A 22,683-nucleotide genomic window follows, 5' to 3' on the forward strand; every position below is an offset into this window, starting at 1 on the left:
TTTATTCCCAGTTCTACCAATGACGTTACATCCCTGGCAGATTTAGCCCACTGGTGAGTTCTTCCATACGTTCTCTCATCGTCGTGGTTGATTTATCATAAGCATCTTTCATGGCGGCTGTCACCGTCTCTGAGAGGGTTTCGGCTCCCTGACTGATCGCGTCTGGGGCAATTTCGACGCGCAGGGGTTCCTGATTCCCACTCATAAACACCTTAACCATACCATCGCTAGAGGAACCTTCAATCTCCATTTGCTCCAATTCTTCTTGAAGCTGTTTGGCTCCCTGTTGTACCTCTTGGGCTTTTTTGAATGCTTCGGCAAGTTCTTTCATCTTGCCTAAACCGAAGCCGAATCCTTGTCCTTTGGTCATAACTGATTGACTGTCTCTCGAGTTGGACGGGTTTATCATTGCTAAGTCTTAATCTTAGTACCGCTTCGGTCAATGCGACATCCTTAGACAGGCTGAAACTGTCCTAAGATTTTCACTTCTGGCTCTAAGGAGAGCGACCAATGCTGCTCGACTTGCTGCTGCACATAACGAATCAGTTGAAAGATATCGCTAGCTTTTGCCCCGCCACAGTTCAAGATAAAGTTAGCATGGCGTTCTGCCACTTGAGCGCCACCAATTTGATACCCTTTCAAACCCAGTTGTTCGATCAGCCAACCCGCCGCATGGGGTTCGGGATTGCGGAAAACACTGCCGCAACTGGGTAGATGATAGGGTTGAGCATCACGTCGTTGCTTTAAATGGTGAGTTGTTGTCGCTCGAACCTGTTTCGGATCAGCGCCCGGTTGCAACTGAAACGTTGCCTGAGTCACGAAGCGATTCCCCCCTTGCAGGATGGAGGTGCGATAGCGAAAGCCCAACTCTTGAGGTGTGAGCCGCTCCACAATTCCGGTGGGTGAAATGGTTTCCACATTCACTAGCAGATCCGCTGCACAACTTTGATGGGCACCGGCATTCATTACCACAGCGCCCCCTACAGTTCCGGGAATACCTACCGCCCATTCCAACCCTTGCCAACCGTGATTAGCGGCTTGCCATGCTAAACGGGCGATTGATTCTCCGGCTCCCACGGTGACTTGACCCGTATCTGGGTCAAAGTGGGTAGAACGGAGATGACGAGTGCAGACGACTAAGCCGGACAAACCACAATCGCTAACCAGTAGATTAGAACCCGCCCCTAGCAAGGTTATGGGTAATCCCTGCAAATCTGCCCATTCAAAACTGGCGAGCAGATCCTCGACCCGTCGGGGTGCCACATACCACTCGGCTGGACCCCCCACGCGAAAGGATGTCAAACTCGCTAAAGACACCTGAGAACGGAGGAGGCAGTCAGTTCCAGGCAAGTAAAGCTTAGGCTTATCAGAGGTTTCCTGACACAGTGGCGCGTTAGCAACGCGAGGAGAATAGGATGACAAGGTCATATCAATACAGGTTAAAAGATTGCCGATGGATGTTAGGCAGTGGGAATAAAAGCACCCAATCAGGTGCGGCTGGGGTAAATCCAACTTAGACGGTTTTACTGAGCTTAGGGATCGCCGTCTGGTAGGACTGTATAACCTGGGGAATAATCTGATTCAAATTTCCCGCACCAAGAAAGATCGCCAAATCTCCGGGTTGCAGGATTTGGGCGAGGAGTTGGGAGACTTTCTCTAAGGTGGGTTGGTAGTACACCCGCTCATGGTGAGCCGCGATCGCTGCCCGCACTTGCTCACCTGTAATTTGTCCGACACCGGGTTCGCCTGCGCTGTATATGTCTGTGACCACGACGAGATCGGCATCGCCAAATGATTTAGCAAAGTCTGACAGGAATGTCAAGGTACGACTGTAGCGATGGGGCTGAAAAATGGCAACAATACGGCGTGATAATTCAACCTGTAAGCGAGCGGCTGCCAAGGTTGCCTGAATTTCACTGGGATGATGAGCGTAGTCATCCACAAATGTAATCCCTTTACACTCACCCCGAACCTCAAAGCGGCGCTTGGCACCCTCAAAGGTAGCGAGGGCGGCGGCGATCGCCTCAAACTTCAATCCCAGGTGTCGTCCTACTGCCACAACAGCTAAGGCGTTGCTGAGATTGTGTTGACCTAACAGACTCAGTTGCAGCGTACCTAATACCTGATCGCCTTCCCAAATCCTCGCCGTGATACCTTCTGAGTGATAAACCACGCGATCCACACTGTAGTCAGCCCCGGCTGTGCGTTGCAAGCTATAACTGATTGTCGGGGTTAAATGCGATCGCAAAGTCTGGCAATCAATACAACCCACTACGATTTGACAGCGATCGGCAAAAATCCGGAAGGTTTCGATCACCTGATCGAGATTCTGGTAATGGTCGGGATGATCCAGTTCAATATTGGTAATCACACCAATTTCCGGAGCTAGCTTGGCTAACGATCCGTCTGATTCATCGGCTTCAGCCACCAGAAAGGGACTTTGACCCAGACGCGCATTCCCTTGCCAAGCCTCCACTTCTCCCCCCACTACGATGGTTGGGTCTAAACCCGTTTTCAGCAGCAAGTATCCCATTAAGCTGCTGGTTGTGGTTTTACCGTGAGTTCCAGCAACCGCAATACTTCGGTAGTCTTGAATCAATGCTGCCAGTAAATCTGAGCGATGAAAAATCGGGTAGCCGCCGTCTACAGCCGCTTGGTACTCGGAATTGATCGGATTAATCGCACTCGAACATATTACTTGGGGCAAGCAGGAAGTAAGATGGTCATCCCTAACGGAGTTGTCGTTTGAGGGGGCAGCAATTTTTTTTCCCGTGGACTCCGGTTCAATCGCCGTTGCTGATACACCCTGATAAATGGGGACATTCGCTTCTCTAAAAAATTCCAAATTGGTTGCCTTCTGGTCTCTAAACAGATGAGCGCCGACAGCTTGTAACCGCTGAGTAATCGGCGTCGAACGAATGTCAGACCCAGATACAGGGAGATTACGTTTGGCTAGAACGTAAGCCAGCGCTGACATACCAATTCCACCAATTCCGATGAAATGGAATGGCTTGCCACTAAGATCGACAGTATTAGGCATCTTAACTCCTTACACACCACACCACACAAGCCTACTGTGCCAATAACACGCGCTATCATATCAAGAATTGATTTTTCAAGATATAGCAAAGGGTGAATTTATCAGATTTTTTTGCCAGTAGACACACCTAGCTATAAATTGTGTTATGGCTCCAGTGGAGTTGACCACCGTGTTTGTACTGAAGTACGTTTTTCTATCTCCAGACGGTTTTGTATACTAAACAGCCGCTAGTCTTGGGTTTCCGGAAAATTCAGCACAACGATAGAACCCCTTGCCTGTCGGGAGCAGAGGGAGCGAGGGGAGCGGGGGAAGATGGGGAAGATGGGGAAGAAAACCTAAATTTTAGAGATCGCTGCGAGCTGTATTGACACCTAACCCCACCGGATATCCTGAATCCAACGACTCTGATTCTCAATTCAGATTGACTCAAACCCTTAGGTGGAAAGACTTAGAGCAACATCCATATCCAGTGATTCCCGATCTGTGACTAAATCGGCATTTAGAATTTGTCCGGCTTTGCGATATGATTGGGTTCATAAAAAGTATATTTACTGAGCTTGAATACAGAGGGCAAGACGCAGTGATTAGAGTAGCGATCAACGGGTTCGGACGCATCGGACGTAATTTCGCCAGATGTTTACTGACCAGAGAAAATAGCCAGTTGGAGTTAGTGGGCATCAATGATACATCTGATCCCAAGACAAATGCTCATTTGCTTAAGTACGACTCCATGCTAGGGACGCTCAAAGCCGACATTGGCTATGATGAAAACTCCCTAATCGTCAATGGCAAAACCATTAAGTGTGTATCGGATCGCAACCCCCTGAACTTGCCTTGGGGTGATTGGGACATCGACCTAGTCATCGAATCAACCGGGGTGTTTGTCACCAGGGATGGTGCATCTAAGCATATAGCTGCTGGCGCTAAGAAAGTGCTGATTACGGCTCCAGGAAAAGGGGGTGACATCGGCACGTTTGTCGTTGGTGTGAACCATCACGACTACGAACACAGTAAGCACGATATTGTCAGCAATGCCAGTTGTACCACGAACTGTCTGGCTCCTGTGGTCAAAATCATCCACGAACACTTTGGCATCATTAAAGGAACCATGACCACGACCCACAGTTACACGGGGGATCAGCGGATTCTAGATGCTAGCCACCGGGATGTTCGTCGGGCAAGAGCTGCTGCAATTAATATCGTACCCACTTCGACGGGAGCCGCTAAAGCTGTGGCGTTAGTTATCCCCGATATGCAAGGGAAATTGAATGGAATCGCGATGCGCGTACCTACCCCGAATGTATCGGTTGTGGATTTGGTGGCTCAAGTTGAGAAAAGCACCATCGCTGAACAGGTCAATCAAGTCGTCAAAGAAGAGTCAGAAGATTCGCTCAAGGGTATTGTGGAATACAGTGACTTGCCTTTGGTGTCCTCAGACTACAAAGGACATAATGCTTCATCTATTGTTGATGCGAGTCTGACAATGGTTATGGGTGGCGACATGGTTAAAGTCGTTGCCTGGTATGACAATGAGTGGGGCTATTCTCAGCGGGTTGTCGATTTGGCTGAACATATAGCGTCGCAGTGGGAAGGTTAAGGACACAAAACTTGACCACTTTGATGCAGCGACCTCTAAACGAGTGGATCAGTTGGGAATTCGGAGGAACTGCAAAAGTGACGGAATTCCTTTGATGCTGGTGACAACGAAGCCTCAATAGAGTCATCGCTGGTTTATCTAAATAGTTTGGCAACTGTGTGTACTCAGAGTTAATACTCTGAGTATTTTTTATGATAGCCCTTGGCTGTGAAATCGGCGGGATCATTGTCATGGAAAGCTAACAGAAAGGCATTGTCTCTGTGATTAGAAATAATCTGTACGATTAACTACATTTATGGTTAAAATAAAATAAATAATTAATTAAGCTGTTCGCTTCAGCCCAGTTCAGATAGAGTTCCAGCTATCCGGCAACACCATATATATATTGGAGAACACCGTCCATGCCCATTCAAATTAAAGTTGAGAGTAATGACTTCGACGAAAGATGCCGTTGCAACTTGTGCGGTAACATTTTTTTCCCGCTAGAGGTGGTGGCAAGAGCGTATCGGGACTCTGGCGAATATGTTAGTGATGTTTGTCCAGAGTGCCTTGCCACTGGTGCAGAGGGAATCAGTACCCGAATACGCCAACGAGCAGACTACCTGCGATCGCTCGCGGTTGAGTTAGAACAACTGGCGAGAAGCGATATTGAATCGCCCAGTCTAGCTCAATTCAATATTGCCAACCAGCTTGAGAAAGCCATGCGCTGATCGGGGTGAACTAAGTATCGAACTGTCCGCATCAGTAAAATGGCGCGGACTTCTGCATATTTCATCCAGCGAGTGATCTCACTATCTTAAGGCGATGCAGAATGTTCATTGCAGCATTTTTGTCTGCTTGGATTACGTCCCCCGTGTAACAGGTAAAACGAAGGCAACTGCACTGAATTAATCCTCCAAAGCTATGCCAATCTTATATTTAAGCAGATTCTCGGACATCTGTCGATAGAGCTAACGCTGCCAAATGACTATCCCAGAACCGACGACCGGACTCCGCGCCAATAGACTGCCATCGGAATTAGTGATTTCCAGTTTGCTCAACTCCAACTCTTGAGATCGACGCCAAATTTCACTGGCTAATTGCTCTTGATCCTGTGCATCCAACTTATACCAATCATCACTCACGGTAACAATTAGACGGTTGCCCTGAAAATTGGCTTGAATGGATTGAATCAGTCCATTCGCATATTGATCTGTAATTTCAGCCACTTGCTCTTGAATCGCCGCAATCAGGCGTTGTTCTGGGGTAAGTTCTAGGGGAGAGGACTCAGGTTCTGAAGTGTCTGCACGTTCAGGGGTCGCTAATTCTGGAGGTGCAGGGGTGGGTTTAGGTTTTACTTCTTTGGCTAACTGTGTGGGTGTCTCTGGCGTTAAGGCAACTGCCGTCACCATTATGATCACAATAAACGCCGCGATCGCGCCCGTCAATCCCCAATCTGATAGCTTTTGATTCCAAGCCTCTGGCAGTACAGAGCGAATTGTTGCCAAGATACTATCCCACACCTTCTCAACGGTTTCAAAGCTGGGATAGAGCCAATCCACCAGTTTAGACTGGCGAGTGGGTTCAGCCTGATTGGTTTCTTGAGTAGATTCATCTGCCTCTACGGACGTCTGAGGCTTATGCTGCTCGTTTGACATTTTTATTTCCCTACCCAGCAACGCCAATTGGCATAAAATGCGCTAAATTCTTCTTACGAACGCTGTTCCTACAGCACAAATTTAACATTTTTGCCCGTCTTGCTTCAGTCTGCATGACTGCTCTAGATCTATGAGTCTCAAACGCCGTCAATTTTTGATTTTGAGTGGTATTAGTTGTTTCGGGGTTATTGCTGTTGGCAGTAATCTCTTTGCCAGTCAAACGACTCAGACGAGTGATACCCATTCCCAGACTCCTAAACCAACACCCTCAACTGACACGCGGAATGAATTGGCTGATACACCTCTGCTACGCTTTGTTTCCATTGCCGATACAGGCACAGGTGCAGCCGGACAATATGCAGTGGCAGAGGCGATGACGGCTTATTATCAACAGAATCCCTACGAGTTGGTGATTATGGCAGGTGACAATATTTATAACGATGGGGAAATTGAAAAAGTTGAGGCAGTCTTTGAAAAACCCTATCAAGCCTTACTAGAAAATGGAGTGAAATTTCATGCTTGTCTGGGGAACCATGACATCCGCACCGCCAATGGTGATCCCCAAGTCCGATATCCAGGTTTCAACATGCAGGGACGATACTATACATTTCGGCGGGGATCAGTGCAATTTTGGGCGCTGGATACGAATGCCAATGCGGATTGGCAACGTCAGTTACCGTGGTTAGAACAGGAACTCAGCCGTAGCGATGCGCCCTGGAAGATTGTGTTTGGACATAATCCGATTTATTCATCGGGTCATTACGGATTGAATCAAGCGTTTATTGAAACCCTGACTCCCTTGTTTCAAAAATACGGCGTGCAACTCTATATTAATGGTCATGACCACAACTACGAGCGCACTGTGCCGATTAATGGGACAACCTATTTAACTTGTGGTGGAGGTGCTGGAGTTCGCCCGGTTGGGCGTTCGTCATGGACTGCCCATTCCGCCTCAACGCTAAGTTTTGCCGCTTACGAGGTATATGGCGATCGCATCCTAGTTCGTGGTATTGATACAAAGGGTCAAATCTTTGATCAAGGGATGATTCCATCGGGTTAAACATCAGCCCATGGGATGATGTAGTATTGATGCCTATTGGCGTGGGTGAACTATCAATACGAATGAAAAGCAAACTGATTCAGAAAATCATTGCCAGTGGACTTCTATGTGCGGCGTTGACTGCCCCAAGTCAGCAAATTGTGCAAGCGCAAGAACGCTCAACCTTCCTGCTGAGGCTAAATTGTGTGGATGCGGGTATCGGTAACTGGAGACGGCGAAGTGAAAACGTGGTGGTCAATAAAGCGGTTTACCCATCGCGATTTTATATGGGTCCAGGCGATACTCAGGCATCATTGACCTGTAGACTGCAACCCAATCGGGAGGATGTTAACTTTCAGACATTGCAATTAGGGTTTGGTATGCGCGATAACGACCAAGGTAGTCCCAGGGTTCTTGTTAATGTGTATATAGATGGGGTAAAGGCTGAATCTCGAACCGTTGCACCCGGAGGAGAACCCGCTTTCGTATCGTTGGATGTGACCAATACGCAAAATGTTTCCCTAGAAGCTGTCTGTACAAGCAGATTTCAATATTGCGATCGCGTTTATTTCTGGGAAGCTTCCCTAGGGATTGCTCCCTAAAGCGTCGGCGTCGGCTGGCGTAACCCCAGTTAACAGTTCCTCAAAGGTTACGCATTTAGGTTCTAGACGTGTCAGGGTACGTTTATACAACCCCAAACTAGGAGTTCTTGAATCAATTGTATGAGGCTTTTGCCGGACAAGCTCAACCGATCAGAGTATCATCAGCAGTATCAATAACAATTGCTGCTTTTTCATCCCGGTGTCATTTTATTGCCATCAGCCTACTATAAGCCATGAAAGTCAAGCGCCTGAAAATCAACTCGTTCCGTGGCATCGGCGATCTGACGCTGGAGTTCCATGAGACTGAACCGACAGTCTTGGTGGGAATCAACGGAACGGGAAAATCCAGTATTCTCGACTGTATCGCACTTCTGCTTTCCCATTTTGTGGCGGAACTTCAAGATCCGATTGGAACGGGACATTTTATTAACGAACAGGATATTACCGAAGAACGGAAAATTCCGCGACATTTTTTTCGTCAGGGAGATATCGCCAATGGCGCTCATCAAACCAAAAATGAGATTACAATTTCCTTGAGGGAACGGCAAATTAGTTGGTTTCTGTCGTTATCCAATACCAAGGGACGACCTAGGGGCGGGAACATTCGAGAATTAGAAGGAATTTGTTTGCGAATTAAGAATCAGTTGCAAAACAATTTGAATGTGAATTTACCCGTCGTGGTTTACTATCCCGTCAATCGCCAGTTTTGCGACAAAGTTACCCAAGAAGCAACGAAATACTATTGGTCAAACCAACTGGCGATTTATGACCACGCCTTAACGGGTGTGTCGATTAACTTTAGCAGCTTCTTCGAGTGGTTTAAGGATCTTGAGGATCTAGAAAACGAATGGCGTCGAGATAATCCCGAACACCGCGATCGCCTCCTAGAAGCCATCCGCCAAGCGATATCCTCTTTGTTACCCGGTTTTGCGAACCTGCGGGTGCGACGCGCCCCTTTACGGATGACGGTGACGAAACAAGGTCGAGAGTTAATCGTTAATCAACTCTCTGAAGGAGAAAGAGGCTTGCTTGCACTCGCCGCCGATTTAGCCAAACGATTAGCGATCGCGAATCCGGGGTTAGGGAATCCCCTAGAAGGGAATGGCGTGGTTCTGATTGATGAGATTGAACTCCATCTGCATCCGAAATGGCAACATGAGATTGTACCCGCCCTGACTCGCACTTTCCCCAACTGTCAGTTTATTGTGGCGACTCATTCACCCCAGGTGATTGCCAATGTCAACCCCCAACAGGTTTACCTTCTCCAAGCTATCCCCGATAGTGATATGGGAGACACTCCGATGATTATCGCCAAACATCCAGAACCGTCAATGAGTCAAGATAGCAATGCTTTGCTCCAAGAACTGATGGAGGTTTCGGTTAGCTAGAGACAGCGAGAACTCTTAAGTTCAATGCAAAGCTGTAAAAGCTGGCAACTTGACAGCAAAAACTCAACTCCATAACTAAAATTTCTCTTGCGATAAGCAAGAAATGGGCTCTTGCATGTTCCCACTATAAAACCTTGTCCTCGAACGAAGTGAAGGAGCCGGAAGCGTAGTCGCAAGACTACGACAAAGGAAGCCTACAGTGTACCCGTAGGGGAGCGTGTAGGAGGATGTCACGTTTTCCTGACATTTAAATCACCATTCGTAGGAGCACGATACTATCGTGCCCTCACCTAGTTTTCACCCTCCTTAGACTCGATCGCATGTTGACTGCGGTCTTCGAGCAGGTAATGATACACTAAAGCGGCAGCAGCACCACCAGCTAAGGGACCCAGCCAATAGAGCCAAATGTACTGGAGTCCCCCTCCCAACAAAGCTGGACCGAGATAACGAGCGGGGTTCATGGCGGCACCACTAATCGGTCCACCCGCTAGGATATCGAGGGTAACGGTTAACCCAATAAACAAACCGCCGACTTGGGGGGCACGTTTATCCATCGCTGTGCCAAAAACCACGAAGACGAGAAAGAAGGTGAGGATAAATTCCAGCACTAAGCCCATCATTGGAGTTTCTCCATTACCTAGTGCGGGTGTACCCATTTTAATGGCTCCCAGTGGCTCTAGGGGTATCGCTAACTTAATCAGACTGGCAGCAAAGATGGCTCCTAAACACTGAACAATAATATATCCTAAACCATCTTTGAGATTAATTTTGCCCGCCAACCAAGCGCCGAAGGTGACGGCTGGATTGAGATGACCCCCACTAATGGCGGCGGTAGCGCTAACCATGACAGCAATGGTCAAGCCGTGAGCTAGAGCAATGGCGACTAAATCGACATCTGTGTCACCTTTAATGATATAGTTTGTCGCGATCGCACCAACGCCAATAAAGATTAAGGCAAAGGTGCCGATAAACTCAGCAATTAAAGCTTTTGAATTCATTATCTCTGGTATCTTAATACTCTGTAAAAACAGCCTTGCCACTCGCTGAGAAGGGCTTGGTAAAAAAAATAGACGGCAAATGTAAGGATTCGGTAAAGAAATTGCCGTTTTCTTTGATCTGACTACTTAGCTACCCCTAAGAAACTATAGGCAGATACACCTGAAAACAACTGCCAACTCCTAACTCACTCCTGACTGTAATGTCTCCACCATGACGTTGGGCAATAGCTTGGGCGATCGCTAAACCTAACCCTGAACCCTCCTGACGCTGAGTTCGGGCTTTATCGGCTCGCCACAGGCGATCAAAAATAAGGGGTAAATGTTCTGGCGCAATACCAATCCCTGTATCCTCCACACTGACAACCACCCAGGTTTCATCTGTACTCATCGACAGGGTAACTGTACCTCCGGATGGAGTGTATTGCAGAGCGTTTTCGAGTAGATTACAAAAGACACGGAAAAGCTGAGAGACATCCCCCTTGACAAAAATGTCCGTTTGTAGTCTACATTTCAGAGTAATGTCTTGGGCTTCAGCGTTGGGTTCGAGACGTTCCTCAACATCCTCTAAAAGTTCGTCCAGGGGAATCACTGTCCATTCGTGGGTTGGTGCGGCAGTTGTCGCATCCGTTCGGGCGAGTAACAGCAGATCCTGCACCAAACGACTCATCTGGCTAGTCGCCGACGCGATCGCAGCCAATTTTTCCACATCCGCCGGATGAATCCGTTCTGGATGAGTTTGCATCACCTCTACTGACGCCTTAATCGCCGTCAGGGGGCTGCGTAACTCGTGAGACGCATCGGCTGTAAACTGTTTAAGTTGCTGAAAACTCTGCTCAATGGGCTTCATCGACTGCCGAGTCAGCCACATACCGCCCACTCCAATCAGTCCTAAAGTGAGAATACCTGCTACACCTGATCCCCAACGTAACTGGGTGAGGACAGCTTCCACAGACTCCGTAGATTCACTGGCGCGAACATAACCTTCGAGTTGTCGTTGTCCTTGGCTGTATCTGTACGCGGGAATCGTTAGGGTACGAATCTGCCCTTGTTCCCCTGTCTGGAACCCTTCTTGCAGGGGAAAAGTGGGCGAAAGGGTGCCAGAGCTCGCTAATCGTTGCTGATCCGCGCCAAACCACTCCACACCTTGATCCGGTTTACTCAGATTTTGCCAGGGAATGTCGAGATCACCATCTCCATCTAAAGGGCGATAAGCTGGTTGATCAACGGCATCTTTATCCTGCTTAATCGCCACTAAACTATGAGCCGCCGCTTGGGCTAAATTGAGCAGACGGTTATCTAATTGCTGATAAAGACTATGAGAAAAAAATTCATAGACCACACCATTAGATATGACCCGAATTGCCACCATAACCATCAGGTAGGAACCCAATAGACGCCAGCGCAAGGATTTAAACTGGGGGCTGACAGAGTTTTGACCCTTCGCTTTGCTTATAGGGAACCGGGTTTTGACCCTTCGCTGCGCTCGTAGGGAACCGGGTTTTGAGTGTGTAGGGGCGGGTTTAGGGATTTTCTCTTGGCTATTGAGGGTAACGTTTGTGCGAAACCCGCCCTGACTGAGTTTTGAATTTTGACCCTTCGCTTTGCTTATAGGGAATCGGGTTTTGATACCCAATTTTGATAAAAATTTATACAGTTTTTTATCTCCCTGATTTCCCTGATTTCCCTGATCTTCTCTGACCATACGTCTTTCCCGTGGCTAATGTTGCTTCAGCCGATACCCGATACCATAAACGGTTTGAATCAAATCCGGTGGAGCGCCTGCTGCTCTCAGTTTCTTGCGTAAATCTTTGATATGAACCTTAACCGCGTCTTCTCCGGGTGGATCATCCCATGACCAAAGCTGTTCTAAAATAGTGCTACGACTCTGCACACGACCATGACTTCGTAACAGTAATTCCAGTAAACTGTATTCCTTGGGCGTTAAATGTAGGGGGTGTTCAGCATAAGTGACTTGACAGGTATTCGGATCGAAGCTGAGACGTTCCCACTCCAGCACGGGGGGTAGGCTAGAATTGCCTCGACGCAGTAATGCCCGAATGCGAGCAGTTAATTCAGGTAAGTCAAAGGGTTTCACGACATAATCATCCGCACCCGCATCTAATCCGATCACCTTATCATTGCTGGTGTCTTTAGCCGTCAACATGAGTACAGGGGTCATTTTACCGGAACGTCGCAAGCGTTGACAAAAGCTAATTCCATCGAGTTTAGGTAGCATCACATCCAGCAGGATGAGTTTATAGCTGAATGCTTCGACAAAATCCCACCCCGCTTCGCCATCGGTAGCCATATCAACAATATAATGTTGGTCTTGCAGAGTTTCTGCCAGCGCTTTAGCAATGCGCTGATCATCCTCAACCAGCAGAATCCTCATGATTGTTCACAGCTATTCACGGGTAGATAGTTTCTATAATAACGTTTCACTTTCGTAAACCATAAATTGGATTCGCAGCAAACAATTTTTTCTAATCCGCCGATAACACAGTCTGACAGGTAAACCATTGACAGCCGCCAACTTTCTACAGGATTGGTTTTGCCTCGATTTTGAGGGTTCATCAAAAGCACCGAGTCGAATGGACAAGTTTTCACCCACCCTGCATCTGGCTTGCAGTCCATGGTAATCTATAGGGGAGCATGGCTTCCGGATAATTGTAGTGAGATGCCAATGATTAAGGGCGGGTTTTGTAGAAAATTTATCGGCGTCGATTCAAAGGAAATCCCTAAACCCGCCCCTACATGAGGATTAATGCTGAGGATTTAAACGCTGAGAAATGCCTAATACTATGCTACGGACTCCACTAAATTTATTTTGCTTTTTAATAGAAATTGAATTAAAAAATGCTCACATATCTATAAATTACATTCTGGAGACATCAACCCAACTGACAAATAAAATTGTCGGGTGGGTTAGGCGGTATTTAATCCAGACAATAATGATTTCAGTAGATATCCGCCGTAACCCACCACTCACTTAACCCCCTATCATGATCAATAAACCCATAATTAAACCCTATTTTCATATTGAAATTCTCGATTCCACCGTATTTTTAATCTCAGAACAGGAATCCTTTGCCCTCAGCGGACAGCTTTACACCCAATTAACCCCCTTACTCACCGGACAAACCGTTGACGATATCATTGAACAACTACAAGACACCGCCTCAGCAGCGGACATTTACTATGCCCTCCTGTTAATGGAACAAAAGGGGTATATTGTCGAAGCCCAGCATCACATCTCATCCGAAATCGCCGCTTTTCTGGCAACCTTACCCGTTAATCCAATCTCAGCATGGCATCGCTTACAAACCACAACCGTATCGGTGCAATCCTTGGCAACCTGTTCCGTTCCAGACATCAAAACCCACCTGGAATCCCTCTCCCTAAACCTGGGGAAAGACGGTGATTTAACCCTAGTTGTCACCGATGACTATTTGCGCCCCGAACTCGCTGATATTAACCACCAAGCTTGGCAAAACCAACAGCCTTGGCTATTAATCAAACCCATCGGGACAACCCTCTGGCTAGGACCCCTATTTCTACCTGGAAAAACTGGATGTTGGCACTGTTTAGCGCAACGGTTACGCACCAATCGCCCGGTGGAAACCTATATCCAAAACCAAAACCCAAATGCATCAATTTTTCCCACCGCCAAAGCCGCCCTCCCCTCCACCTGGCAAACCGGATTAAATCTCGCGGCGACGGAACTGATTAAATGGATTGTCCAAGGCGAAAATCCCCAAGTTACGGGACAGATTATTACCGTCGATACCCTATCCCTAAACACCGAAACCCATACCTTAGTTCAACGTCCTCAATGTTCCTGCTGTGGCAATCCGCAACAGTTTAACCAAACCCCATCTCCTATCTATCTCCACAACCAGACGAAAAGATTTACCCATGATGGCGGACACCGTTGTGTCTCACCAGAAGCCACGCTAAAAAAATACCAGCATCATGTGAGTCCGATTACGGGGGTGGTGCATACATTACACCCGAAAAAACTGACAGACAATGGGGTGATTCACAGTTATTATGCGGGACACAACTTTGCCATGATGTTTGATCCCCTCTACTTTTTGCGGCAAACCGTGCGCGGGAAAAGTGGTGGGAAAGGGAAAACTGATAGTCAGGCAAAAGCAAGTGCGTTGTGTGAAGCGATTGAACGCTATTGTGGCATATTTCAAGGGGATGAGATTCGCCAAAAAGGATGTTATCAGGAGTTAGGGGATCAGGCGATTCATCCGAATCACTGTATGCTTTATAGTGAAGCGCAGTATGAGAATCGTCAGCAGATCAATGAGCAATCGACGCCGAGTCAACAGGTTCCTGAACCCTTTGATCCGCAACAGGAATTAGACTGGACGCCTGTTTGGTCATTAACTCATCAACGGTTTAAATATATTCCTACGGCTTATGGTTATTACGGTTATCCCAGAGAACAAAATCCCTATTGTTGGGCAAATTCTAATGGTGCGGCGGCGGGAAATACGGTAGAAGAGGCAATTTTGCAAGGGTTTATGGAGTTAGTGGAACGGGATGGGGTGGCGTTGTGGTGGTATAATCGGGTGCAGCGTCCAGGGGTCGATTTAGGGAGTTTTGATGACCCGTATTTAGCGGAGGTGGTTGAGTATTATCGCTCAATTCATCGGGAGATGTGGGTTATTGATATAACGACGGATTTGAATGTGCCGACGTTTACGGCGATTTCTCGACGAGTTAATCATGAGATTGAAGATATTGTCTTCGGTTTCGGCGCTCATTTTGACCCGAAAATTGCGCTATTACGTGCGATAACGGAGATGAATCAGGTGCTTCCGGCTGTGTTATCGGTGGCGGATGATGGGACAACGGCGTATCGTTTTAATGATCCGGTGGCGTTAGATTGGTGGCAAAGGGCGACGATTGCCAATCAGCCCTATCTGGTGCCTGATTCTAGGGTGAAGATGAAGGGTTTTGGTGATTATTCTCAGATGGGAAGGGATGATTTGGCGGATGATGTCAGGCGTTGTGTTAATATTGCTGGAAAGCAGGGTTTGGAGGTGTTAGTTTTAGATCAGACTCGTCCGGATATTGGTTTGCCTGTGGTTAAGGTGATTGTGCCGGGATTGCGTCATTTTTGGCGGCGATTGGCGTTTGGACGGTTGTATGATGTTCCGGTAAAATTGGGCTGGTTGTCTCAACCGTTGCTGGAGTCTCAGCTTAATCCGATTCCTATGTTTTTGTGATTCTGTAGGGGGCAAGCGCTTCCTTCTTGCTCCCCTCTCCCCTGGTGGGAGAGGGGCTGGGGGTGAGGGGGTTTTCCGTTTAAGTTGACACCAATGATAGACGTGCGCCCAATAATGTGTGTCCAACTGATTTTGTGGTGGGGATAGGAACGTTGAACCGGCGCTAAAGCGCAACTACAAGCGCAACTACAAGCGCAACTACAAGCGCAACTACGCAACTACAAGCGCAACTACGAACCCGATTAATGCCTTATGTCACTTCCTTTTATTTTGTCATTTCGTAAGGATATTACTGTAACTGAAGAGTCGCGCGATCGCATGATGATTCAGTCAACCCGTGTTAAGGGTAATCTCCCTCAGTATACGCTGAATCTGGATCAGGTATCGCCGGGATTATTAAGTGCGATAAATAGTTTATCGACAGCCGGGGGAACAGAGGAGAATCTGAGTGATAGTGTCCTGCAAAGCGATGGGTTTGAAAGACTGGCAACGTTTTATTATTATCTGAATCAGTTTATTCAGTTAGGCTGGATTTGTCATACGGTTGTTGGGGATGGGTTTCCTATCGCTACGCGAGTTCCGATTTATCCGTTTAAACGGTTTCAGGTTCAATCGGCGACTGTTGAACAACGCTATACTCTCTCGCGTTTTGCCTATTGCCATAAACAGGACAATCAGTTAATCCTGGAATCTCCTTTATCATACGCCCAGATTAGTTTAGCCGATTGGCGCGGCGCTGCACTGGTTTCTGAATTGGCGCAACCGAGAACCGGGGAGGAATTGTGTCAAAGGATACCTGGATTGACGCCAGAAACGGTACAATTATTTCTCAGTTTGCTCTTGAGTAGCCAAATGCTGGGTGTCGTGCAGGATAATGGCAAAATTGAGGAGGATGAGAGTCATTCGCTCATATCCTGGGAGTTTCACGATTTGCTGTTTCACGCCAGAAGTCGCAAGGGAAGACATAGCAATGATTCGGGGAAAACGTTCCGCTTCCTGGATAAGATTCCCCAGCCTCCGATGATTCAACCGAGGATGTCCGATGAGATCATTGAGTTGTATCAGCCGGATATCGAGAAACTTAAGGCGGAGGATTATTCCTTTACTTGGGTACTGGAGGAGAGGAAATCGATTCGGAGTTATAGCGATAAGCCGATAACCGTGAAGCAATTGGGGGAATTTCTGTATCGCTGCACTCGGAATAAGCGAATTACGGCGAAGGATTATGGGGAATGTACCCACAGACCTTATGCGAATAGTGGTGGTCGATATGAGTTAGAATTGTATGCGATCGCGAATACCTGTGATAATCTAGACTCTGGAGTGTATCATTATCGTCCCGAATCTCATCAGCTTTGTCGATTGACGGGCAGGAATGAGAATGTGGAGGCGCTGTTAGAAGATGCCTACTTTGCTAGTAGTAGATTCTGTATGCCGCAAGTTCTATTTGTCTTCGCCCCACGGTTTCAGCGAGCAAGCTGGGTTTATGAATCCATTGCGTATGCTAATATGCTTAAGGATGTGGGTTCATTACAGCAGACCATGTATCTGGTAGCAACAGCGATGAATCTGGCACCTTGCGCGATCGGTGGTGGTAATTCCGATTTATTTGCGGCGACGGTGGGAACGGATTACTATCGGGAAACTTCCGTGGGAGAGTTTATTCTGGGGAACCCATCTGTAGATTAGCCGAATGATCCAATCTAGATTGATTTAATTTCCCCGACCCTCTTGCATAGATAAAATAAGCATTGTATATTAATATGACTATAAGTTGGCATAGCGGATTTAAGGGAAATAAGTGTCCCTAGGACATCGGTCAAGAAACCGGGTTTCTTTGGGTGAAAGGTTGATATCGTTGTCATCCTTACGAGAAACCCGGTTTCTAGGAATACTTGACTAACATTACTTCCCTTGACTAGATTCTTTGAAGAATAGGAGAAAAACAATGTCAGTTTTGGTAAAGAATAATCCAGCAACTCAAAAGATTTTGTCCAAGATTATCGCCCAGACATGGGTAGATGAAGAGTTTAAATCGCAATTTCTCTCGAATACAAATCCTGTTTTAGAAGAGAACGGGTTAACGGTTCCCAGTGGTGTAGAGTTTGAAGTGATTAACAACACCTTAGTGGGAACAATGACTAACAAAGTTCCTGGTCAGGACGGTAATGTAGTTTGTGAAATTCCTCTCCCCTCCAAGCCAATGGGACTGACAGATCAACCAGTGCAGCGTTGGACTAACAAACAAAATCCTAACTATCCTGTCACCGATTGTGATAGCGATGGATATTGTGGTGATGAATATTGTGGTTGATACCCAGCGATTCTTGTAATTTATTGGATTTGAGACTAATGTCATAGACAGGATATACAGCGTATCCAATTGAGTTCTACAACTAACAACTCAGGTCAAGCAGAAAAAAACAATAGCAGAACCTAAGATTGATAAGCCCAAAGTTTTCACAAAAATAAAGCATTAGGTAATATCATGTCCGGTTGAATACCCATAATTACGGTGATGGGGAGTAGGGGCTTGGTAACCAAGCCCGTACATTTTTGGTAGGGGTGATTTGCCGGACATCATATAATAAAGTCATGCCAGTTAATTGTACAAATGATTTAGGCGCACTATAAGTATCATTTTTTCGCGAACAACTTTTTTACTTATTATTTAGGACTAGTAGAGTCTATGCCTGTCGGCATATCATTAAATTTGTTTTACATAAGCTTTGAAGTAAGCCGATTAACTCTAAAATTGCTCAAGATATTAATATTAACAGTAGTTCTTACAATTTTGATAAGTTTTAGTCTTTCAGTCAGTGTATATGCCAACGAAAATGACAATATTCATTTTGAACATATCACTACTGAAGATGGATTATCTCAAAGTTCAATTAATTGTTTACTACAGGATAGTCAAGGACTTATTTGGTTGGGGACTCAAGATGGTTTAAATAATTATGATGGATATAAATTAAGAATTTATAAATATGATGAACTTGATACCCATTCCTTATCTGATAATTTTGTCACAACAATCTATGAAGACAAGTCAGGAGAAATTTGGATTGGTACTGAAAGTGGAGGACTTAATAAATTTGAGGAGAAAACACAAACATTTATCAACTATAAACATGACGCCAATAACCCAATGAGCTTAGGGAGTAACCGAGTCCTATCAATCTATGAAGATAAGTTGGGCGTACTATGGATTGGCACTGATGGTGGGGGACTTAACCAATTCAATCGAGAAACTAAACAATTTATACACTATACACATAATCCTGTTGATTCTCATAGCTTAAGTGATAATACTGTATTGTCAATCTATGAAGACCATGCTAATAGACTGTGGATTGGTACCGATGGTGGGGGACTTAACCAGTTCAATCAAGAAACTGAGCAATTTATACACTATACACATAATCCTGCTGATCCTCATAGTTTAAGCGATAATACTGTATTGTCAATCCATGAAGACCATGCTGATAGACTGTGGATTGGCACGCTGAATGGGGGACTAAATCACTTCAACTACGAAACTGAACAATTTACCCACTATAAGCATGAGCCAGGAAATCTGAATAGTTTAAGCAATAACACTATCAATGCGATTACTGAAGACCGATTGAAAAATCTATGGCTGGCAACAAGTAGCTGGTACGGTAACTCTTTTGGCACCCAACTAGACCAATTTAATCCTGAAACAGGAATAATTAGACATTATACAAAAGATTCACTTAACTCAAACAATTTGAATGGTACGGTATTTTTTAGTGTCTTGATAGATAAGTCAAATATTCTGTGGATTGGCACGGGGTTTAGCGGTGTTAACAAGTTAGACCTGAAAGAACCGAAATTTACGCATTATAAACACGAATACCATAATCCAAATAGCTTGAATGATAATCATATCATGTCAATCGACGAAGATAAGTACGGCATAATTTGGATTGGCACTGATAACGGTGGACTCAATCGGTTTGACCGCAAAACTGAAAATTTTACACATTATACCCACGAAGCGTACAACCCTAACAGCCTAAGTAGTAACAATGTTTGGTCAACCTATGAAGATAGTAAGGGTATCATGTGGGTTGGCACTTTTGGTGGCGGACTCAACAAGTTTGATCGTGAAACGGGAAAGTTTACGCACTATACACATAATCCTGATGATCCCACAAGTTTAAGTCATAATACTGTAAATTTCATCACTGAAGACCAAGCGGGTAATCTGTGGATTAGTACATTCGGTGGTGGACTCAATAAATTTGACCGTGAAACAGGACAATTTACGCACTATACTCATAATCCTGATGACTCTAATAGCTTGAGTGATAATAGTACAACGTTAATTCATGAAGATAGTGCAGGTACACTCTGGATCACCACATTCAACGGTGGACTCAACAAATTTGACCGCGAGACGGAAAAATTTACCCGCTACACCCACGATCCCAATAACCCCAATAGCCTAAGCTATGACCGAGTATTGTCAATCAATGAATACCCAGCCGGGACACTCTGGTTAGGCACCTACGGCGGCGGACTGAATAAATTCGATATCGCCACTGAAACCTTTACCCATTACACCGAAAATGACGGTTTACCCAGCAATTCCGTTGTCGGTATACTTGCAGACGATAATGGAAATCTCTGGCTAAGTACAGGTAATGGCTTATCCAAATTTAACCCCGAAGCAGAAACCTTTAGAAACTACGATGTCGGCGATGGACTTCAGGGAAACGAGTTCGATGGCGTGAAAGCCTACGCCAAAACTAAAGATGGTGCGATGTTATTTGGCGGACTCAATGGCTTCAACTTATTTTATCCCGACCAAGTTAAAGACAATCCTCATATTCCCCCCATTGTGATCACCGATTTTAGAATCTTTGATCAAACCGTCAAACTCAACCCCGCCATCTCCATCGCCAAGGAGATTAAATTATCCTACAAAGACGACTTCTTTAGCTTTAAATTCGCCGCCCTTGACTATACTAATCCGGAAAAAAATCAATACGCCTACCAACTCGAAGGATTTGATCACGATTGGATTTACTCCGGAACTCGACGCTACGCCAGTTATACAAATCTTGACCCCGGAACCTACACCTTTCGAGTTAAAGGGTCTAATAATGACGGAGTTTGGAACGAAGAAGGCACATCTCTGACGATTACGATTATCCCGCCCCCCTGGAAAACAGGCTGGGCTTATACCCTTTACGCAATTGCCATATTCGGCGCTATTTATGGCTATGTCCAATGGAAAACGTTCGCCCAAGTCAGAGAAAATAGTTTACTACGTGCCAGTGAGAAAAAGCTGAATCAAATCTTAGACGCCATTCCCGTCGGCATTACAGTATTTGATAAATTGATCCAACCCGTATTTTTTAACACAGCAGCATTTAAACTATTGGGCGTAGAACGGCTCACTGATGCTCCGATTGCAGACTATTCTCATCTTTATCAATTCTATATTGCGGGAACGGATCAGTTATATCCCCCAGAAAACTATCCAGTTTGTCGGGCGTTACGGGGAGAAAAAGTCAATGTTGATGATTTGGAAATCCGCAACAATGGCAAGAAAGGCTTATGGGAGATTTTAGCGACTCCTATTTATGATGAACAAGGCGATATTATCTATAGCGTCGCTGCTTTTCAAGATATCAGCCATCGCAAACAGCTAGAAGCCGAACGCCAACTGTTTATTGAAGCCCTACAACAAACGAATGAACAACTGCAAGCTATTTTGAATACCGTACCCGGTTGTGTGGCTTGGATTAGTGCAGATGGGCAATATCTCGGTGTTAATCAACATACAGCGAATATGTGGGGCTTGTCTGCCAGCGATTTTCTTGGTCAAAAAATTGGCTTTCGCAACAATAACGCGGAGTATATTCATTTTGTACACCAGTTCTTGGCAAGCTCAGAATTTACCGCCTCTCAGGTGGTTGATTTAAAAATCAAGGATTCGATTCGCAATTATTTGATTATCGCCCAAAAATACCAACAAGGTCAAGCGGCGGTTTTAGTGGGGATTGATATCACGGAACAAAAGCAGGCTGAAGCTGAACTGCAAACCTCCCTGCGGGAAAAAATAGTCCTGCTGAAAGAAGTTCACCATCGGGTCAAAAATAACTTACAAATTATTTCCAGTCTCCTGGATCTCCAGTCCCAGACGTTAACCGATCCTCAAGTTTTGGATGTTTTCCAACAAAGTGCGAATCGGGTTAAGTCTATGGCGCTGATTCATAATCAATTGTATCAATCTACGTCTCTAGAAACGATTAATTTTGCCGATTATATTGAAACCTTAGCCACGTATCTATTCCAGTCTTATGGCGCGAATCGCAACGTAATTAAATTGCAGATTGACGTTGAACCCATTTCTCTGAACCTAGACACGGCGATTCCCTGTGGCTTACTGCTGAATGAGTTACTATCCAATGCGTTAAAATATGCCTTCCCTGAATCCCGTCCAGGTGTGATTACCATTAAACTGACATCCGAGTGCGATCGCAGACTGACTCTCACGGTTCAAGATAACGGAATTGGCTTACCGGAAGGGTTTGAGCCGGAGAATCCCAAGACATTAGGATTTCAGTTAATCCAGGCTTTAACTGAACAGTTGGAGGGAGAATTGGACATCAAGCCAGATCAAGGAACCCAATTCACAATTCGGTTTTTTGAGGTTATGAATCATTCGTAGGGGTAGTTCCCTCCCCTTGACAAGGGGAGGGTTAGGGAGGAGTCAGATTAAGGTATGGGAGATGTAGGTTGGAAGGTGATACCAAATCCGCTTTTATTACCCCCTTTGCCACGGCGATTGAAATCGCTGCTACACAAACAAAGTCCGCCTGCGCGGACTGGGTTATAACAGGGAACAGGGAACAGTAAGGATTTAAGGTTCCTTAACATTTCTTAGTACAGCGTACAGAATTTATGCCCAGGGACTTATTCGGTGGGTTAGCGGATTGTTTGGGTTTCTTTATTCCTTAACCGCTTCTAAAAACCTAGACAAACCTACCCATCAGTAATTCTGCCTTGGTATAAGTCCACGGTGTAACTTTTGGTCGATAACCGTTAACGCTTACGCTTGGCTGATACCCGGCATTGTTGCTCGATATCAGCCTTAACCA

At 45.8% G+C, this 22,683-nt stretch carries 16 protein-coding genes; 9 read left to right on the forward strand and 7 right to left on the reverse strand.

Annotation, left to right across the window (positions count from 1 at the left end):
- Positions 1-25: 25 nt before the first annotated feature.
- From RIE73_RS19005 to murC, 3 genes are all read right to left on the reverse strand, one after another.
- Positions 26-370: a YbaB/EbfC family nucleoid-associated protein gene (locus RIE73_RS19005; protein WP_446402670.1), complete on the reverse strand. Its 345-nt coding sequence runs from the start codon at positions 368-370 to the stop codon at positions 26-28.
- An 83-nt stretch (positions 371-453) separates the two neighbouring features.
- Complete coding sequence (murB, locus tag RIE73_RS19010) at positions 454-1,428, reverse strand: UDP-N-acetylmuramate dehydrogenase (protein ID WP_446402671.1); 975 nt, start codon at positions 1,426-1,428, stop codon at positions 454-456.
- 85 nt (positions 1,429-1,513) lie between these two features.
- Positions 1,514-3,040: a UDP-N-acetylmuramate--L-alanine ligase gene (murC, locus tag RIE73_RS19015; protein WP_446402672.1), complete on the reverse strand. Its 1,527-nt coding sequence runs from the start codon at positions 3,038-3,040 to the stop codon at positions 1,514-1,516.
- Positions 3,041-3,620: 580 nt separating this feature from the next.
- Between murC and RIE73_RS19020 the strand changes: the two genes are divergently transcribed.
- Positions 3,621-4,637 carry a type I glyceraldehyde-3-phosphate dehydrogenase gene (locus tag RIE73_RS19020; RefSeq protein WP_446402673.1) on the forward strand — a complete coding sequence of 339 codons (1,017 nt, stop codon included), beginning with the start codon at positions 3,621-3,623 and terminating at the stop codon, positions 4,635-4,637.
- Between the two features lie 401 nt (positions 4,638-5,038).
- Positions 5,039-5,347, forward strand: coding sequence for a hypothetical protein (locus tag RIE73_RS19025; protein WP_446402674.1), 309 nt, complete (start codon positions 5,039-5,041; stop codon positions 5,345-5,347).
- Between the two features lie 240 nt (positions 5,348-5,587).
- On the opposite strand, the gene RIE73_RS19030 is transcribed toward RIE73_RS19025, so the two are convergent.
- Entirely contained in the window at positions 5,588-6,274 is a 687-nt protein-coding gene (locus tag RIE73_RS19030; protein ID WP_446402675.1) for a hypothetical protein, read from the reverse strand.
- Between the two features lie 130 nt (positions 6,275-6,404).
- Here RIE73_RS19030 and RIE73_RS19035 point away from each other — a divergent pair, with 130 nt between their 5' ends.
- The 3 genes from RIE73_RS19035 to RIE73_RS19045 all read left to right on the forward strand — a co-directional run bounded on the left by RIE73_RS19035 (position 6,405) and on the right by RIE73_RS19045 (position 9,303).
- Positions 6,405-7,334: a metallophosphoesterase gene (locus RIE73_RS19035; RefSeq protein ID WP_446402676.1), complete on the forward strand. Its 930-nt coding sequence runs from the start codon at positions 6,405-6,407 to the stop codon at positions 7,332-7,334.
- A 62-nt stretch (positions 7,335-7,396) separates the two neighbouring features.
- A complete protein-coding gene (locus tag RIE73_RS19040; RefSeq protein ID WP_446402677.1) occupies positions 7,397-7,915 on the forward strand; it encodes a hypothetical protein in 519 nt (172 codons plus the stop codon).
- 233 nt (positions 7,916-8,148) lie between these two features.
- Positions 8,149-9,303 (forward strand): AAA family ATPase, encoded by a 1,155-nt coding sequence (locus tag RIE73_RS19045; protein ID WP_446402678.1) that lies wholly within the window; start codon positions 8,149-8,151, stop codon positions 9,301-9,303.
- 290 nt (positions 9,304-9,593) lie between these two features.
- Here RIE73_RS19045 and RIE73_RS19050 read toward each other — a convergent pair whose 3' ends face one another.
- The 3 genes from RIE73_RS19050 to RIE73_RS19060 all read right to left on the reverse strand — a co-directional run bounded on the left by RIE73_RS19050 (position 9,594) and on the right by RIE73_RS19060 (position 12,693).
- Entirely contained in the window at positions 9,594-10,301 is a 708-nt protein-coding gene (locus RIE73_RS19050) for an MIP/aquaporin family protein (protein ID WP_446402679.1), read from the reverse strand.
- Positions 10,302-10,437: 136 nt separating this feature from the next.
- On the reverse strand, positions 10,438-12,003 hold the full coding sequence (locus tag RIE73_RS19055) for a sensor histidine kinase (protein WP_446402680.1): 1,566 nt from the start codon (positions 12,001-12,003) through the stop codon (positions 10,438-10,440).
- A gap of 15 nt (positions 12,004-12,018) precedes the next feature.
- Complete coding sequence (locus RIE73_RS19060; RefSeq protein WP_446392962.1) at positions 12,019-12,693, reverse strand: response regulator transcription factor; 675 nt, start codon at positions 12,691-12,693, stop codon at positions 12,019-12,021.
- A 610-nt stretch (positions 12,694-13,303) separates the two neighbouring features.
- On the opposite strand from RIE73_RS19060, the gene RIE73_RS19065 reads away from it, so the two are divergent.
- The 4 genes from RIE73_RS19065 (at position 13,304) to RIE73_RS19080 (ending at position 22,253) form a co-directional block, all read left to right on the forward strand.
- Positions 13,304-15,544, forward strand: a complete 2,241-nt coding sequence (locus tag RIE73_RS19065) for a TOMM precursor leader peptide-binding protein (RefSeq protein WP_446402681.1) — start codon at positions 13,304-13,306, stop codon at positions 15,542-15,544.
- 252 nt (positions 15,545-15,796) lie between these two features.
- Positions 15,797-17,233: a SagB family peptide dehydrogenase gene (locus RIE73_RS19070; RefSeq protein ID WP_446402682.1), complete on the forward strand. Its 1,437-nt coding sequence runs from the start codon at positions 15,797-15,799 to the stop codon at positions 17,231-17,233.
- 259 nt (positions 17,234-17,492) lie between these two features.
- A complete protein-coding gene (locus RIE73_RS19075) occupies positions 17,493-17,858 on the forward strand; it encodes a hypothetical protein (protein ID WP_446402683.1) in 366 nt (121 codons plus the stop codon).
- 480 nt (positions 17,859-18,338) lie between these two features.
- Positions 18,339-22,253, forward strand: a complete 3,915-nt coding sequence (locus RIE73_RS19080) for a two-component regulator propeller domain-containing protein (protein ID WP_446402684.1) — start codon at positions 18,339-18,341, stop codon at positions 22,251-22,253.
- The last annotated feature ends 430 nt before the right edge of the window (positions 22,254-22,683 follow it).

It is taken from the genome of Coleofasciculus sp. C1-SOL-03, assembly GCF_040220555.1.
In the GTDB taxonomy this organism is placed as follows: Bacteria; Cyanobacteriota; Cyanobacteriia; order Cyanobacteriales; family Coleofasciculaceae; genus Coleofasciculus.